Annotated in this window: 14 protein-coding genes and 1 pseudogene; 9 read left to right on the top strand and 6 right to left on the bottom strand. The window is 64.5% G+C overall.

The features are described 5' to 3' along the window. The first annotated feature begins 46 nt into the window (after window positions 1-46). Window positions 47-496, top strand: a complete 450-nt coding sequence (locus CAF53_RS24910) for a DUF411 domain-containing protein (RefSeq protein ID WP_004212951.1) — start codon at window positions 47-49, stop codon at window positions 494-496. Window positions 497-863: 367 nt separating this feature from the next. Continuing rightward, window positions 864-1400, top strand: coding sequence for a DUF2231 domain-containing protein (locus CAF53_RS24905; RefSeq protein WP_030541569.1), 537 nt, complete (start codon window positions 864-866; stop codon window positions 1398-1400). 212 nt (window positions 1401-1612) lie between these two features. Here the strand turns inward: CAF53_RS24905 and CAF53_RS28495 are convergent. Both CAF53_RS28495 and CAF53_RS24895 read right to left on the bottom strand, forming a co-directional pair. Beyond that, a pseudogene (locus tag CAF53_RS28495) lies at window positions 1613-1738 on the bottom strand (DUF305 domain-containing protein); the annotation flags it as partial. A 24-nt stretch (window positions 1739-1762) separates the two neighbouring features. Then, window positions 1763-2746, bottom strand: a complete 984-nt coding sequence (locus tag CAF53_RS24895; RefSeq protein ID WP_004212954.1) for an NAD(P)/FAD-dependent oxidoreductase — start codon at window positions 2744-2746, stop codon at window positions 1763-1765. Between the two features lie 227 nt (window positions 2747-2973). On the opposite strand from CAF53_RS24895, the gene copC reads away from it, so the two are divergent. From copC to CAF53_RS24875, 4 genes are all read left to right on the top strand, one after another. Beyond that, complete coding sequence (gene copC, locus CAF53_RS24890) at window positions 2974-3342, top strand: copper homeostasis periplasmic binding protein CopC (protein WP_004212955.1); 369 nt, start codon at window positions 2974-2976, stop codon at window positions 3340-3342. A 4-nt stretch (window positions 3343-3346) separates the two neighbouring features. Further along, complete coding sequence (gene copD, locus CAF53_RS24885; protein ID WP_100239938.1) at window positions 3347-4273, top strand: copper homeostasis membrane protein CopD; 927 nt, start codon at window positions 3347-3349, stop codon at window positions 4271-4273. Window positions 4274-4501: 228 nt separating this feature from the next. Next, complete coding sequence (locus CAF53_RS24880; RefSeq protein WP_242443649.1) at window positions 4502-7201, top strand: vitamin K epoxide reductase family protein; 2700 nt, start codon at window positions 4502-4504, stop codon at window positions 7199-7201. A gap of 264 nt (window positions 7202-7465) precedes the next feature. Further along, on the top strand, window positions 7466-9400 hold the full coding sequence (locus CAF53_RS24875; RefSeq protein ID WP_100239950.1) for a cytochrome c/FTR1 family iron permease: 1935 nt from the start codon (window positions 7466-7468) through the stop codon (window positions 9398-9400). Between the two features lie 125 nt (window positions 9401-9525). Here the strand turns inward: CAF53_RS24875 and CAF53_RS24870 are convergent, their stop codons facing one another. From CAF53_RS24870 to CAF53_RS24860, 3 genes are all read right to left on the bottom strand, one after another. Beyond that, window positions 9526-9858, bottom strand: a complete 333-nt coding sequence (locus CAF53_RS24870) for a four-helix bundle copper-binding protein (protein ID WP_007407020.1) — start codon at window positions 9856-9858, stop codon at window positions 9526-9528. Between the two features lie 112 nt (window positions 9859-9970). Beyond that, complete coding sequence (gene cueR / locus CAF53_RS24865) at window positions 9971-10399, bottom strand: Cu(I)-responsive transcriptional regulator (RefSeq protein ID WP_086486002.1); 429 nt, start codon at window positions 10397-10399, stop codon at window positions 9971-9973. 11 nt (window positions 10400-10410) lie between these two features. Then, window positions 10411-12864, bottom strand: a complete 2454-nt coding sequence (locus CAF53_RS24860) for a heavy metal translocating P-type ATPase (protein ID WP_277949226.1) — start codon at window positions 12862-12864, stop codon at window positions 10411-10413. A gap of 133 nt (window positions 12865-12997) precedes the next feature. Here CAF53_RS24860 and CAF53_RS24855 point away from each other — a divergent pair, with 133 nt between their 5' ends. The 3 genes from CAF53_RS24855 to CAF53_RS24845 all read left to right on the top strand — a co-directional run bounded on the left by CAF53_RS24855 (window position 12998) and on the right by CAF53_RS24845 (window position 14006). Then, entirely contained in the window at window positions 12998-13192 is a 195-nt protein-coding gene (locus CAF53_RS24855; protein WP_086486003.1) for a heavy-metal-associated domain-containing protein, read from the top strand. A gap of 254 nt (window positions 13193-13446) precedes the next feature. Then, on the top strand, window positions 13447-13725 hold the full coding sequence (locus CAF53_RS24850; RefSeq protein ID WP_100239937.1) for a CopG family ribbon-helix-helix protein: 279 nt from the start codon (window positions 13447-13449) through the stop codon (window positions 13723-13725). Continuing rightward, the gene (locus tag CAF53_RS24845; protein ID WP_100239936.1) at window positions 13713-14006 is read left to right on the top strand and encodes a type II toxin-antitoxin system RelE/ParE family toxin; all 294 of its coding nucleotides are present in this window, start codon (window positions 13713-13715) and stop codon (window positions 14004-14006) included. Before CAF53_RS24850 ends, CAF53_RS24845 begins: the two co-directional genes overlap by 13 nt. An 81-nt stretch (window positions 14007-14087) precedes the next feature. On the opposite strand, the gene CAF53_RS24840 is transcribed toward CAF53_RS24845, so the two are convergent. Further along, window positions 14088-14465 (bottom strand): metalloregulator ArsR/SmtB family transcription factor, encoded by a 378-nt coding sequence (locus CAF53_RS24840; protein WP_100239935.1) that lies wholly within the window; start codon window positions 14463-14465, stop codon window positions 14088-14090. Window positions 14466-14468: the final 3 nt, after the last annotated feature.

Genomic DNA, 14468 nt, shown 5'->3' with positions numbered 1-14468 from the left:
CCGCCCCCAGCGAGGAGACGGGAGGAACGACCAAGGAGATTTTTCCATGAAGTCAGCGTTGCGATTTGCGCTTACTGCCGCAGCCTTGTTGGTTCCGGTTGCCGCCAGCGCGGCTACCCCGATCGTTATGCACCGCGACCCCGGCTGCGGCTGTTGCGCCAAGTGGGCGGCGCAGGTGCAGCAGCAGCTCGGCCGTCAGGTGCGCGTCGTCGATGATTCTAACCGCCCGGCGCTGCAGAAGCGCGCGGGCGTTCCCGCGGACCTCTCGTCCTGCCACACCGCGATCGCCGATGGCATGGCTTTCGAGGGCCACGTGCCGATCGCCGACATGAAGCGGGCTCTCGCGACCCGGCCCAAGGGCGTGCGGGGCCTCGCGGTCGGCGGTATGCCGCTCGGCTCGCCTGGAATGGAAGTGCCGGGCGTCAAGGCGCAGGCCTATGACGTGGTCGCCTTCGGCACCGGCGGACGCCGCTTGTTCGCCCGCCACGGCAGCTGATCGGCCGATGTTTTTTGGCGGAGTGGCATGACGCGGTCGCCGCAGCCAGCGTAGCTGTGGCGTCCAGTCCGTCTTGAAGAGCAGACGGAAAGTTTCACAAAGGAAGCTGGGCAGGTGAGGGAAGAAGGCGCGGCGTGCGTAAACTGGATTGAAACAACACGGTTCAAGGGGTTGGGTGATGGGCGGTAAACGAGGCGGGGCTTTCGCTCTACTCCTTGCGGTTGCAATCTCGGTAAGCACGTCGGCATCGGCGCACGAAGATCACGATGCGCTCGGGGCCGGTCCCGGGCCGGCCGCTAGCAGCGCAGCCGAGACGCAGAAAGCAGATGGGGCGGACGCTGGCGACGGCCACATGGGCATGGGCTCTATGTCGACCGTGGACATGAACATGGGCGGCCGCGACATCGCCGGCGACGACATGGACATGGGCGGCATGCACGAGGAGACCGCCAACAAGAACAAGACTTTCGGCGAACGGCTTGTGAGCTGGCTGGGGCGGGTGCATACCATGGTCATTCATTTTCCCATCGCCCTGTTCATCGGTGCGTTCGGGGTGGAGCTGTTCGGGTTGTGGCGCCGCAACCGGGATTATCAGCATGTCGCACACATAATGCTGGTCGTCGGCGCGCTGGGAGCGATCGTGGCGGCGTTCCTGGGCTGGTTCGCAGGCGGGTTCTACCTGACCGACCGCAACCCTATCCTGATGACGCATCGCTGGCTCGGGACATCGATCGCGGTCTTCGGCGTCGCGCTGGCTTGGATGGCAGCGCGCCACCGCAAGGGTCCCGAGCGGTCGCGGTCGTTGTACTGGGCGGTGCTTGGCCTGATGACACTCGCGATCTCAATCCAGGGGTTCCTCGGCGGAACCTTCATGCACGGCGGAATAAACCACTTGGCGTTCTGAGGGGCCCCGACGCTTAGTAGCCGGTCGCGTGTTGGCGCGCTGCGAAGGAGAATGCGACAAAATGCGGCAGCGCCGACCTTCGTGCCGTAGGCCTTTTCAAGCATAGCGTCGGATGCCGCCGGCGAGCCCGGCCCCGCTAGGGCGTGTCGAGCAACCCCCGACGCTGGTAATAGCACACTGTCTCGATGCACTCCCGCGCAAGCCTCGGGATCGTGGTGCGGGATCATCGAACGGAGGAAGGCCGTGTCGCCGATCGTCGTGTGGATACGAATAAGCGCGAAGCAGCCGAAGAAGATGACAAGCGAGCCGGCGATCAGCGCTTTGTTGGCGGCTTTCGCTCGGTGCACCGCCAGTGGCTCCCACTACGTCGGCGGTACGCTCCGAGCGGGATACAGCCCGGCGATGGCGGACGACAATCCACTGTCGCGGTCGCGCAACATGTTATGAATTGCGGTCGCAGCGATCGCCGCTTGTCCGGCTGCGACGCTGATCTGATCGAGCCCTTCCACGGCGTCGCCGACTGCGTAGAGACCCTTAACCGAGGTTTGTTGATGGGCATTGGTCAGCACGCACCCCGATTCGCTGAGCTGTGCTCCGAGCAAAGAGGCAAGCCGCGTCCGAGGCGACGAGCCGAGCGCGGGGTAAAGCGTGTCGAATTGTAGCTCCAGGCCATTGGCCAGCCTCACCTCGACACAGTCGCCAAGACGCAACTGCTCGACAGGCGAGGGGGCGACATCAATGCCCTGCTGGTCCAGCTTGGCAAGTTCGGTCGGCCCAAGATCGAGCGAGTGTTCCGCCAGAAGCGTGACCTTGGCTCCATAAGCCCTCAGGAATTCGGCTTCTTCAGCGCCGTGACCACTGCCGCCGAGCACCGCCACGTTCATCCGCCGGGCCTCATAACCATCGCAGATCGGACAATAGCGGAGAAGCCCACGCGCCACGCCGATGTCATGCATCGCATCAGGCATCTCGGGACGCCGATTGACGACGCCCGTCGCAAGGACAACGGTCCGCGCATACAGGACGTTCAGTTCGCAGCTTGCCGAGAAGTGGTCGCCTGACGCGACGATTGCGTCGATCTCACCTCTCTGGATCGTCCCGCCATATTCGCGCAGCTGAGCCTGCAGGCGGGCAAGAAACGCGACGCCGGAAATGCCGCCGGGAAATCCTGGCAGGTTGTGCGAGCGCGGGATGGACGCGGCGCGCCCTGCCGCCGCATCGTAGACGACGCAGCTCCTGAGAAACCGCGACAGATAGATCGCGGTCATGAGGCCCGCTGGACCGCCGCCCACTATCAGACAGTCGATGACCTCCTCAGGATCTCCAGTCCAGCCCTGATCGGTCAACCGCAACCTCATCATTACCCCGCGCATTCGCCTGTCAGGCCCGCGGCCACAGCTCGTTTAAGGGGAGACGCAGTGAAAAAGCGCTCCATGCTCCTTCTGAATACGCGCCGACGCCGCCGACCCCTCATCGAGAGTTCGAGCGTCGGCACGGAAAAAAAGATCGTGAGGGGTGACCCGCCCGGCTGCGTAATAACAGGTGAGCCCAATTGAAATGGAGATTATCCTAAATGCGCCGCTTGTTCATCACGACTGCCGCCGCCGCCCTGTTCTTCGCAGGCGGCGTGGCGAACGCGCATCCGAAGCTGGTGTCCGCCAGCCCCGCCGCCAACGCGGCCGTCGCGACCCCCGAGAAGATCAGCCTTCAGTTCAGCGAGAAACTCGTGCCGGCTTTCTCCAAGGCCGACCTTACCATGGCAGCGATGCCGGGCATGGCGGCCATGAAAATGCCCAGCAGCGCCGCAGTCGGCGCCGATGGCCGGACGCTCACCATCACCCCGAAGCAGCGCCTCCCGCGTGGGCGCTACAGCGTCGGCTGGCAGGTCGTCTCTAGCGATACACACAAAATCACCGGCAGCTACAACTTCACGGTGAAGTGAGCGAATGCTCGACTGGCCGACCGTCGCCATCCGCTTGGCGTTATACCTGGTCCTGGCGGCGCTGTTCGGCCTGTCGGCCTTCAGCCTCTATGGTCTTCGTCTTGGCGAGCGCGATGATGCCATCGCTCTGCGGCCTTGGCTTTCGGCAAGCGCAGCGCTCGGGTTGCTGCTCTCAGCCGTTGGCCTGATCCTTATGGCCTCGGCGATGGCCGGTTCTGCATTCTGGCCGATCGACCAGGCAGCGGTGGCCGCGCTGCTCGGGGGGCCACCGGTTGGCACCGCCTGGAAGGTGCGTATGGTGGCGCTGGTCATCGCCGTCGGTGCAGCCCTGCTGGCGCGAGGCAGAGCATCGTGGCTGGCTATCGCCATGATTGCCGCCGCCGCGGCATTGGCGACACTCGCGTGGAACGGGCACGGCGCCATGGACGAGGGAAGCACCGGATGGCTTCACCTCGGTGCGGACATCCTCCACCTCTTGGGAGGCGGTATATGGGTCGGCGCGCTGTTCGGATTGCTTCTCCTGTTGACGCGTCGCACCGAGGAGATCGATGCCGCGCACCTTCGGCTGACCCATCGCGCCCTGCATGGGTTCGGCGCCGTCGGCACGCTCGTGGTTGTTACCCTGGTGGTCACCGGCTTGATCAACAGCTGGCTGCTCGTCGGCCCAGCCAATTTCGCGGCCTTGGGGACGACGCTCTACGGCCTGCTGCTGCTCGCCAAGCTGGTTTTGTTCGCAGCGATGCTGGGGCTCGCTTCGCTCAATCGGTTCCGCCTCACGCCGGCCTTCGAGCGCTCGATTGCCATGAACGACCATGGCGGGGCGCTTACGGCGCTGCGGGTCAGCCTTGCGGTCGAGACAGCCTGCGTGATCGGCATCCTGGCGCTCGTGGCATGGCTAGGCACCCTCGCGCCACCCGCGTCGGGCATGTAAGCGCTATGGACCAACCGTCCACGCAAGCGCCGCTCAGGCCTTCCACCTTCTTTTACCCACTTACGCGGCTTAACCCTCGCCTCCCAAGACACCCCCCGCTTGGACTGAGCTTACGTGTCCGACGCCCTAAGTCGCCCACAGGCGCTTGCGGGAAGGCCGCGTCGCGCTGCAAAGCTGGGCGTGCGAGAGGGTTGGTCCGGGTGGGCCTGTCAGTGTTTTCAGAGATGAATGAACAAGGGTGGCAAAGTCATGACCGATGGCAAACGCAGTGAAGCCGGCAGCGGCCAGGGTGGCGAAGTCGTCCTCATCACGGGTGCGAGCGGTTTTATCGCCGCAGCGCTGATTGCCCAGCTCGGCGAGCGCTACACGGTCGTCGGCCTTGATCGCGCCGGCCCTCCCGACCCACCGCCGCCCGCGGCGGCGATCGACATAGACCTCGGGTCAGACGAAGCGGTCCGAGTTGCGCTTGACGAGGTGCGCGCACGGTACGGCAACCGCATCGCCTCGGTGATCCACCTCGCCGCCTATTATGATATCACGGGTGACCCCAATCCGCTCTACGACAAGGTCACCGTGCAGGGCACCCGCCGGCTGATTGACGGGCTGCAATCGTTCGAAGTCAGACAATTCGTCTTCGCCAGCACGATGCTCGTTCATAAGCCGACCCCCACACCCGACGAGCGCATCAACGAGGACTCGCCGATCGGCGCGTCCTGGGCGTATCCGCAGTCCAAAGTCGATACCGAAGCACTGCTGCACGAGCACCACGGGAAGATCCCCGTCGTCTACCTGCGCGCCGCCGGAGTTTACGACGACGACGGTCGCTCGGCGTTTCTCGCGCAGCAGATATCACAGATCTACGAGCACCGTCTGGTCTCGCATTTCTATCCGGGGATGCTGTGCGCGGCGCAGTCATCGGTGCACCGCGACGACTTGGCCGATGCCGTGCTCCGTCTCGTCGACCGGCGGCGCGATCTTCCGGCTGAGCTGCCGCTGCTCATCGGCGAGCCCGACGCGCCCGGCTATGCCGAAATCCAGGACATCGTCGGCGAGACGCTCCACGGCGAGGGCTGGAGGACGATCCGCATCCCGCAGCCGCTCGCAAAGGCCGGGATCATCCTGCAAAACGAGGCGCTTGGCAGCGAAGACTTCATCCAGCCGTGGATGATCGACAGCAGCAACGATCACTACATTCTGGACATCTCGCGTGCACGATCGCTGCTCGGGTGGGAGCCGAAGCACAATCTTCGCGACACGCTGCCGACGATCGTTGCCGCATTGAAGCGCCATCCGCGGGCCTGGTATCGGAACAACAAGCTCAACGAGAACCTGGTCGCCTGGAACGACAATCCAGTTTCCAAACCTGCGGAGTCGGGCCACCACCAAGCTGGAGCAGTCGCCGGAATGGCCGGTATGGGTCACGGCGGCATGGACCATAGCAAGATGGACCATAGCAAGATGGGGCATGAACCCGGCGCCGCGGCGAAGGCCGGCCACGCCGGGCATGGCGACCATATGGCCATGATGGACCGGGACGAGCGCCGCGCGCGCTGGGCGCTTTACGCCAACATCGGTCTAGGTCTGTGGCTCGCCTCGAGTCCGCTCATCTACGACTCGGTGACCACGGAGAGCGTCGGCGCGGCGGCACGCTTCGTCACGGTCGATCGCGGCCTGCCTTCAGTCGAATGGCGGGCCAACGCTCTATCGATCAGCGACTTCGTCAGCGGTCTGGCGATCGCGCTGTTTGGCGCGCTGTCGCTGTCGCCCAGGACGAAAACCTGGGCGCAATGGGCGGTGGCGTTCGTCGGCATCTGGCTGTTCTTCGCCCCCCTGATTTTTTGGAGCCCGAGCGCCGCTCAGTACAACAACAACCTGCTCATCGGCTCGGCGGTGATCGCCCTGTCGGTGCTGGTACCAATGATGCCGGGCATGAGCATGGCCGGCATGATGGACCCCAAGAACATCCCGCCTGGCTGGACCTATTCGCCGTCCACGGACGCGCAGCGGCTCCCGATCGTCGCCATGGGCCTGATCGGCCTTCTCACGTCCCGCATCCTAACGGCCTACCAGCTCGGGCACATCGATACAGCCTGGGAGCCGTTCTTCGCTGGATCGCTGACCGATCCACGCAACGGCACGGAGGAGATCATCACCTCGGACATGTCGAAAGCATGGCCGATCCCGGATGGAGGTCTCGGCACGATCAGCTACGTGCTCGAAATTCTGATGGCGGTCATGGGCACCCGCGACCGCTGGCGGACGATGCCGTGGATGGTGACCTTCTTCGGCATCCTTGTCATCCCGCTCGGCGTCATCAGCATCTATTTCATCATCAGTCAGCCCATCGTCATCGGCACATGGAGCACGCTGGCGCTGATCGCCGCGCTCGCCATGCTGATCATGATCCCCTTCGCGCTCGACGAGGTGATTGCGATGGGTCAGTTCCTTCTCTGGGCGCGCCGGCAAGGCAAACCGCTGATCCGCACCTTCTTCCAGGGTGACGCGATAGAGGCGGGAGCGGTGGACGCGTCGGACGCGATGGCCTCGCCAAGCACCTTCTGGGCGGACGCAAAGAAGGGACTGACCCTGCCATGGACGCTGACTGCGAGCATCGTCATCGGCGTCCTGCTGATGCTGACCCGAATACTGTTCGGCACGGAAGGCGGTATGGCGAACAGCGATCACGTTGTGGGTGCGCTGGTCATCACGGTCGCGATCATCGCCACCGCAGAAGTTGCCCGCGCGCTGCGGCTGATCAACGTCGCGTTCGGAGCCTGGCTTGTGGCCGCGCCTTTCCTCCTCGACGGCGTTGGTCACCTTGGGGCCGTGGCCTCGGTCGTAGCCGGCATTGCGCTCGTCGGCCTCAGCTTTCCAAGGGGAAAGCGCAGCGCCGAGCATTATGCAAGCTGGGACAAGTACGTGATCTGAAAGTATCTTCAATCACTGCTTAGCCTCATCGAAAACCTTGATCGTGCATCGCACACCGTCACGCGCCTTCGCTGCCGCTTTTCTACCCCCCCGATCGTCTCCGGGTTCGCGGTCACGATCTTGTCGCCGGAGACGATCGCCCGCCAGCTCTCCGGCGGCGATGTTCATCATCCTGCCATTGGTGGTCGCGCACGCTGCCCAATACTGCTAATGAGAGTTGTTCGCATAGTCCGCGACGAGTGAAGCTTGGAATCGATCACCCATATGCCGTCACCTCTGGTCGCGCTGGTCGCGTCGCTTATGCTGCTGTTGATCCCCGCTGCGGCGATGGCTGATACCCGCGATGTTCAAACTGCTTGGCGTCTGCTCGACTATATGGCGGTCGATTATGGCGGTGCGGTCGCCAACGGCGCGGTCATAAGCGCGTCCGAATACGCGGAGATGACGGAGTTCGCCGCTGGGGTGTCGACGCGCCTCCGCGCACTTCCCGCGACGCCTGAGCGGCAATCTCTAATCCAAAGCGCTTCGCAGCTCGAAGCCGTGATCGGCCGCAAGGGATCGTCCCGAGAGGTCGCGACACTCGCGCATGGCCTCGCCGCCGATCTGCTCAAGGCCTATCCGGTGCCGCTCGCTCCCGCCAAGGCACCCGACCCCGCCATGGGAACAAGGCTATACGTCCAAAGCTGCTCGTCCTGCCACGGCCTCACCGGCGACGGACATGGGCCTGACGCTGCCAGACTCGACCCGCCGCCGATCGCGTTCACCGACGCCGAACGGGCGCGCCAGCGCAGCGTGTTCGCGCTCTATCAGGTGATAAGCCAAGGCATCGACGGGACCGCGATGCAGAGCTTCGCCGATCTGCCGAACGATCAACGCTGGGCGCTGGCGTTCCGCGCCGGTAGCTTTGCCTCGACCGATGCGCAAGCGGTCGAAGGCGAACGCCTGTGGAAGTCGGACGCGAGCTTGCGGGCACAAATTCCCGATCTGAAAACCCTGGTCGCGCTCACCCCCGCCGCGCTTGCGGGCAGCATCGGGCAGGCGGAAGCCGACGCAGTGCTCGCCTATCTGCGCCGCCACCCCGATCAGGTGATGCAACAAGCCCCAAGCCCGCTCGCCGTGGCGCGCGCCAAGCTTGCGCAAAGCCTCGCCGCGTTCCAGCGCGGCGACCGGCGCGGCGCAAAGGAACTGGCGCTGTCCGCCTATCTCGACGGGTTTGAGCCGATCGAACCGACGCTCTCGGCGCGCGACCCGGCAATCATGTCCCGGATCGAAGGCGCGATGGGAGAATATCGCGCCGCTGTGGAGAGCAGCACGTCGGCCGATGATGTGGCCGAACGAGTGGCAGTGCTGGGCGGCTTGTTCGATGATGCCGAGGCGGCGCTCGCGCCCGACGCCGCGACGCAGGCGTCCACCTTCTTGGGGGCCTTCACGATCCTGCTGCGCGAGGGGCTAGAAGCTCTTTTGATCGTGGTCGCCATGATCGCGTTCCTCCGCAAGGCGGAACGGCCAGAAGCCTTGCGCTATGTCCATAGCGGTTGGATCGGGGCGCTAGTAGCCGGCGGGATTACCTGGGCGGTCGCCACCTATGCGATCGGTATAAGCGGCGCGAGCCGGGAGTTGACGGAAGGGTTCGGCTCGCTGTTCGCGGCCGTGGTTCTGCTCTCGGTCGGAATCTGGATGCACGGCAAGGCGCAAGCCGATCAATGGCAACGCTATATCCGTGAGAAAATGTCACGGGCGCTATCGGGCGGGTCGGGATGGTTCCTGTTCGGGCTCGCATTCCTGGTGGTTTATCGGGAGGTATTCGAGACGATCCTTTTCTACGCCGCGCTTTCGACACAGGGTAACACCGCGATGCTGCTGGCCGGGGCCGGCGCAGCGATCAGCCTTCTCGCCGTCATCGCCTGGGCAATGCTCCGCTACAGCCGGACGCTGCCGATTACGCAGTTCTTCCGCTACAGCTCGTGGCTGATGGCCGCTCTGACGGTCGTGCTGGCCGGTAAGGGAGTCGCTGCCCTCCAAGAGGCGGGGATCATCGACATAATGCCGCTCGCCAGCGTGCCACGTATCTCGATGTTGGGCCTGTTCCCGACATTGCAGTCGGTGCTGGCACAACTCCTGATGCTTGCCGCGATCGTGATCGGGTTTGCCTGGAACCGCCGCGCCAAGCCGCGGGCAGGCGGGCCGCTAGCCTACTAGCGGCAGGGCAGACAACGCGCCTCTGTAAAGCGTTGCCGCAACCCTGACCGGGCATCGCACCGCCTCACGCGCCTTGATTCGCAATGTAACGGGAGGGCGGCGGGAAAAGCGCCGCCCTTGGGCCATTACGCGGCCATCTTGTCGCAAGCGTCGGCGCACTTGCGACACGCGGCGACGCAATCCTCCATGCCGTCCAGCCCTTCGCAGCTCGACGCGCACGCCCGGCAAATCTCGGCGCACTCGCGGCAGATATGCCGGTGGTGCTCGGACTTGCGCGCCATGAAGTCGATCGCGACGCTGCAAATCTGAGCACAGTCCAGCATCAGCTTCATGTGCTGGGGCTCTGCGTGCCGGCCGCCTGCCTCCAGGCAGTGATTCATCGCCATGTGAAGGCAGGTGATGTGGCATTCGTGGCAGGCGTCCATGCACGCCTTCATATCGGGTTCGATCTGATGCATTGTCTTTCCTTCCATATGCGCCCCCCTCCCCTTGTATATACGCGGTTCTTGGCGCTTTCCCTCGCCGGGGTCGGGACTTCATCGTCCTTGCGGCTCGGACCATCGTCCAAGGTCAACCCTTTTCTTTCGCACAACGGAGACTCACATGTTCCACTCCGATCCCAAGATCGTCCAGGATCGGGCAATCCGGCCGATCTCCGCCCGCGCAGCGACGCGCCAGATCTTCTAGCGACTTGCGCATCGCGCGGAGCTCTTGCTCCTTGCGCTCCATCTCCGCGGCTCGTGCAAGCGCGAGGGCCTTGACCTCACCACTCGCCCGGTCGCCGTCCTGCCACAGCGCGACGAGCTGGCCGATCTCGGAAATTGGGAAGCCGAGATCGCGGGCGCGCCCGATGAAGCGTAGCATGTGCACCTCGCGTTCGTCATAATCGCGGTAGCCGGAATCACGCCGCGCGGCCTTGGGGATGAGGCCGATCGCCTCATAATGGCGGATCATCCGCTGGCTGACCCCCGAAGAGCTCGCGGCCTGTCCTATGTTCACTTGTCGCCTCCTCAAGCCGCCGTTGGACGCCAACGGCGAAGCGTCAGAGCATTGGCGACGACACTGACGCTCGACAGCGCCATCGCCGCGCCCGCGATCACCGGGCTCAGATATCCGAGCGCTGCCAACGGAATGCCGACCAGATTGTAGATGAACGCCCAGAACAGCCCCTGACGGATCTTGGCATAGGTCCGCTTCGAGATGTCGATCGCGTCCGCCACAAGGCGTGGATCGCCCCGCATCAGCGTGATGCCCGCTGCGTGCATGGCGACATCAGTGCCGGTCGACATGGCGATGCCGACGTCCGCTGCAGCCAGGGCAGGAGCGTCGTTGACGCCGTCGCCGACCATGGCGACCGTGCGGTCCTCGGCCCGCAACGCCGCCACTGCATCCGACTTTCCTTCCGGCAGGACATTGGCGACGAAGTCGTCGATGCCGAGCTTGCCGGCCGCTGCGCGGGCGCTTCCCGCATTGTCTCCGGTAAGCATCACGCTGCGTATGCCGCGGCCATGCAGCGCCGCCACGGCAGCCGCGGCGGAAGCCTTCACCTCGTCGCCGAACGCCAGAAGGCCGAGGAGGCGGCGTTCGGGCGCGCGCTCCGCGACCCAGGAGACCGTCCGTCCCTCGGCTTCCAGCCTGGCGGCCTCAGTAGCCAGCGGCGTCATCGCGATCCCTTCGTCTTCCATCAAGCGCGTGCTGCCGAGGATCAGGTCGCGGCCGTTGACGGCTGCAGCGACGCCGCGACCTGGCAGGCCGCGCATGCCGTCGGCGCGGGCGGGTTTGATATCTTCCGAGCTGGCCCACGCCAAGACGGCCCGCGCGAGCGGATGCTCGCTTCCGGCCTGAAGCGCCGCGGCGAGCTCGATCAGTTCGGTCCGTTCGACCCCGTCAGCGGGCAGTCCAGCCAGCAGCGACGGCTTGCCTTCGGTCAGCGTGCCGGTCTTGTCGAACGCGACGACGTTGATGCGGTGCGCGGTCTCCAGCGCCTCGGCATCCTTGATGAGGACACCGGCCCGCGCGGCAACGCCGGTGCCGGCCATAATCGCGGTCGGCGTGGCCAACCCGAGCGCGCACGGGCAGGCGATGACGAGCACCGCGACCGCATTCAGGATCGCGACTTCCACTCCCGCACCGGCGATCAGCCATCCGGCGAGGGTAAGCGCGGCTATGACGAGGACGATTGGGACGAACACGGCGCTGACTTTGTCGACCAAACGCTGGATCGGTGCCTTGGCACCTTGCGCGCTTTCGACCAGGCGCACGATGCGGGCGAGGGTGGTCTCAGCCCCCACCGCCGTCGTCTCTACCAGAATGAGGCCGTCGGCGTTGATCGATCCGCCGGTCACTGGGTCCCCAGCGACCTTGGCGACCGGAAGGCTTTCTCCGGTGAGCATGGACTCATCGACATGGGTCGCTCCCTCGATCAGTCGTCCATCGACAGGGATGCGCTCCCCGGGCCGGACGCGGACGCGGTCACCCGAGCGCACCTCCGCCAGGGCAACCTCTCGTTCGCTGCCGTCGGCGCCGACGACGCGCGCCTGGTCGGGTCGCAGCGCCATCAGCGCGCGGATCGCCTCTCCGGTCTGGCGCTTGGCGCGGCCTTCGAGCCACTTGCCGAGCAGGATAAGGGTGATGACGACGGCCGAAGCCTCGAAGTAATAGTGCGCGTCCATGCCGTGCATCGGTGCGAACAGCAGCTGGTAGAGGCTGAGCCCATAGGCGGCCGATGTGCCGATCGCGACCAGCAGGTCCATGTTGCCGGTTCGGGCGCGCGCGGCCTTCCAACCCGCGCGATAGAAGCGCGCGCCCAGCCAGAACTGCACGGGCGTCGCGAGCAGCAGCTGGATCCAGCCCGGCACTGCCACCTCGATAACGGACGGGGCCAGCAGCATCGGAACGACCAGCGGCAGCGACAGCGCCGCGGCGATCAGCACATGGCGGAGCTCTCTTGTTGCGGCTGCGTCGCGGCGGGCGTCCTCGGCGCCTCGTTCCGCCTCCGCCGATCCGGTGCGCGCCGATGCGGTGTAGCCAGCGCTTTCGACAGCCTCGACCAGGACATAAGCGGGGACGTCACCCACCATTTCGATCCGCGCCGTCTCGGCCGCCAGGTTGACACTCGCGGAGCGGACGCCGGGCACTTTCAGCAGCGCCTTCTCGAGCCGGCCGACGCACGAGGCGCAGGTCATGCCGATGATCGTCAGCTCGGTCATTTGCGTCACCGGGGTGTAGCCCGCCGCAAGAACCGCATCGGCTACGGCAGCGACATCGGATCGTCCATCGACGAACTCGACATTCGCGCGCTCCGTCGCGAGATTGACCGAGACGCTGGCAACGCCCGGCACCCCGGCGATGGCGCGCTCCACTCGCCCGACACACGTCGCGCAGGTCATGCCATCGATGGCCAGCGACAGCCTTGCGTCGCTTCTCGCCTGTGTCTGCATTGGCAGCTGCGCCGAGGCATCCATGGTCGTCTCCACTCCTGAGTCGACGGCCTTATGGTCCCTCACATCGTGTCAAGGTCAACAGCTAAATTCACCCTTGACCCTGACATAGTGTCAAGCCCTACATCTGCTTCATCCACCTCATGGGAGAACGAAGATGATCGATTTCAAAGTCCAGGGAATGACCTGCGGGGGCTGCGCGCGCGGTGTGACAAACGCACTTCAACGCGTCGATGCCAATGCCGTCGTCAACGTCGATTTGGCGAGCAAGACCGTTTCGGTAAGCTCGACGGCCGATGTACAGCATCTCAAGCAGGCCATCGAGAAAGCCGGCTTCGCGGTGACGCAATAAAGCCCCATTTTGCCTGAGGGATTTGCGGGGCGGGCGCGTAAAAGGATTGTGCGGTGATCCGCACGCGCCCGCCTCGCGATCATAAGTGCACCGGCCTGTAACGGTCATGACACCGGCTGAAGCCTTAAAAATCCGCGTTATTACTTTATGGGGGCGTCACAATTTCGGCGCGGCCGTATGCGCTGGGATGGACGGCGCTGGCCAGAAAGGCTACCTTAGCGCAAGGTAATACCTTTTGCTACGGAGGTCGCGTTATGGCAGCGGCAACATCAATCAAGCTCGATGATGCCCTCAAGGGGCGCGTCCAGCACCTTGCCGAAGTTCGGCGGCGCAGCTCGCATTGGATCATGCGCGAAGCCATCGCACAGTATGTCGAACGCGAGGAAAAGCGCGAGGCGTTCCGGCAGGACGCCTTACGGGCATGGGACGAATATCAGCAGACGGGTTTGCATCTGACGCTTGAGGAGGCCGATGCCTGGTTGGCGAAGCTCGAAGCGGGCGAGGATGCGGAGCCGCCTAAGTGCCACGTCTGATCTGGACACCGAATGCGCTGGCCGATGTTCAGCGGCTCTATCGCTGGCTCTTGCCCAAGGATGCGGAGGCCGCGACCCGCGCGGTTGCGACGATCCGGGCCGGGGTCAGGATTCTGGCGGCATCACCGCGTATCGGCCGTCCGATGGAAGACATGGACCCCGACTATCGGGAAAAGCTGATCGACTTCGGCAACAGCGGCTATGTCGCCCTCTATCGCCTCGATGGCGAGACGGTGGCGATCCTGGCCGTCCGCCACCAAAAGGAAGCGGGCTACCCATAGGCGCCGACATGGCGGCACCACCTGTTTGCCTTTACTACTATCGCTCTACTGCAAGTGATCGAGAAAAAGGAAACGCTCGGATCATCTATCTTTGCTCGGCCAGCGCCGCCACAGGCGTAGGCCGCCCGGTGCATTTGGCGAACAATGCAATGGCCTGGTCGCAGACAGGGCAATCCCTTCGCAGCAATCGTGCATGAGGAACGCCACAAGATCGGACAACGCGGTTAAAATGGCACTGTAGATAATCGACCGGCCCTCGCGCCGGCTTTCGATCAAGCCGGATTGCTGAAGCTGATTGAGATGAAACGACAGGCGCGATGGGGACGTGTCGCCCAGCGCCTCGCCGATCGCTCCGGCAGACCGTCCGTCCGCACCCGCCACCACAAGGAACCGGACGATCCGGAGGCGGGTTTGGTTGGAAATGCCGGCGAAGGCAGCGAGTGCTTGATTTTCGTCCATCTG

It is taken from the genome of Sphingobium sp. LB126, from assembly GCF_002795205.1.
Lineage (GTDB): Bacteria > Pseudomonadota > Alphaproteobacteria > Sphingomonadales > Sphingomonadaceae > Sphingobium > Sphingobium chungbukense.
This window is presented reverse-complemented; position numbering and strand designations above follow the sequence as displayed.

Coding starts and splice junctions, on each gene's coding strand:
- CAF53_RS24860 (WP_277949226.1), bottom strand. CDS start 12,864: ATGGATGCCTCGGCGCAGCTGCCAATGCAGACACAGGCGAGAAGCGAC.
- CAF53_RS24880 (WP_242443649.1), top strand. CDS start 4,502: ATGAACAAGGGTGGCAAAGTCATGACCGATGGCAAACGCAGTGAAGCC.
- CAF53_RS24870 (WP_007407020.1), bottom strand. CDS start 9,858: ATGCATCAGATCGAACCCGATATGAAGGCGTGCATGGACGCCTGCCAC.
- CAF53_RS24905 (WP_030541569.1), top strand. CDS start 864: ATGTCGACCGTGGACATGAACATGGGCGGCCGCGACATCGCCGGCGAC.
- CAF53_RS24850 (WP_100239937.1), top strand. CDS start 13,447: ATGGCAGCGGCAACATCAATCAAGCTCGATGATGCCCTCAAGGGGCGC.
- CAF53_RS24910 (WP_004212951.1), top strand. CDS start 47: ATGAAGTCAGCGTTGCGATTTGCGCTTACTGCCGCAGCCTTGTTGGTT.
- copC (WP_004212955.1), top strand. CDS start 2,974: ATGCGCCGCTTGTTCATCACGACTGCCGCCGCCGCCCTGTTCTTCGCA.
- CAF53_RS24855 (WP_086486003.1), top strand. CDS start 12,998: ATGATCGATTTCAAAGTCCAGGGAATGACCTGCGGGGGCTGCGCGCGC.
- CAF53_RS24840 (WP_100239935.1), bottom strand. CDS start 14,465: ATGGACGAAAATCAAGCACTCGCTGCCTTCGCCGGCATTTCCAACCAA.
- copD (WP_100239938.1), top strand. CDS start 3,347: ATGCTCGACTGGCCGACCGTCGCCATCCGCTTGGCGTTATACCTGGTC.
- CAF53_RS24875 (WP_100239950.1), top strand. CDS start 7,466: ATGCCGTCACCTCTGGTCGCGCTGGTCGCGTCGCTTATGCTGCTGTTG.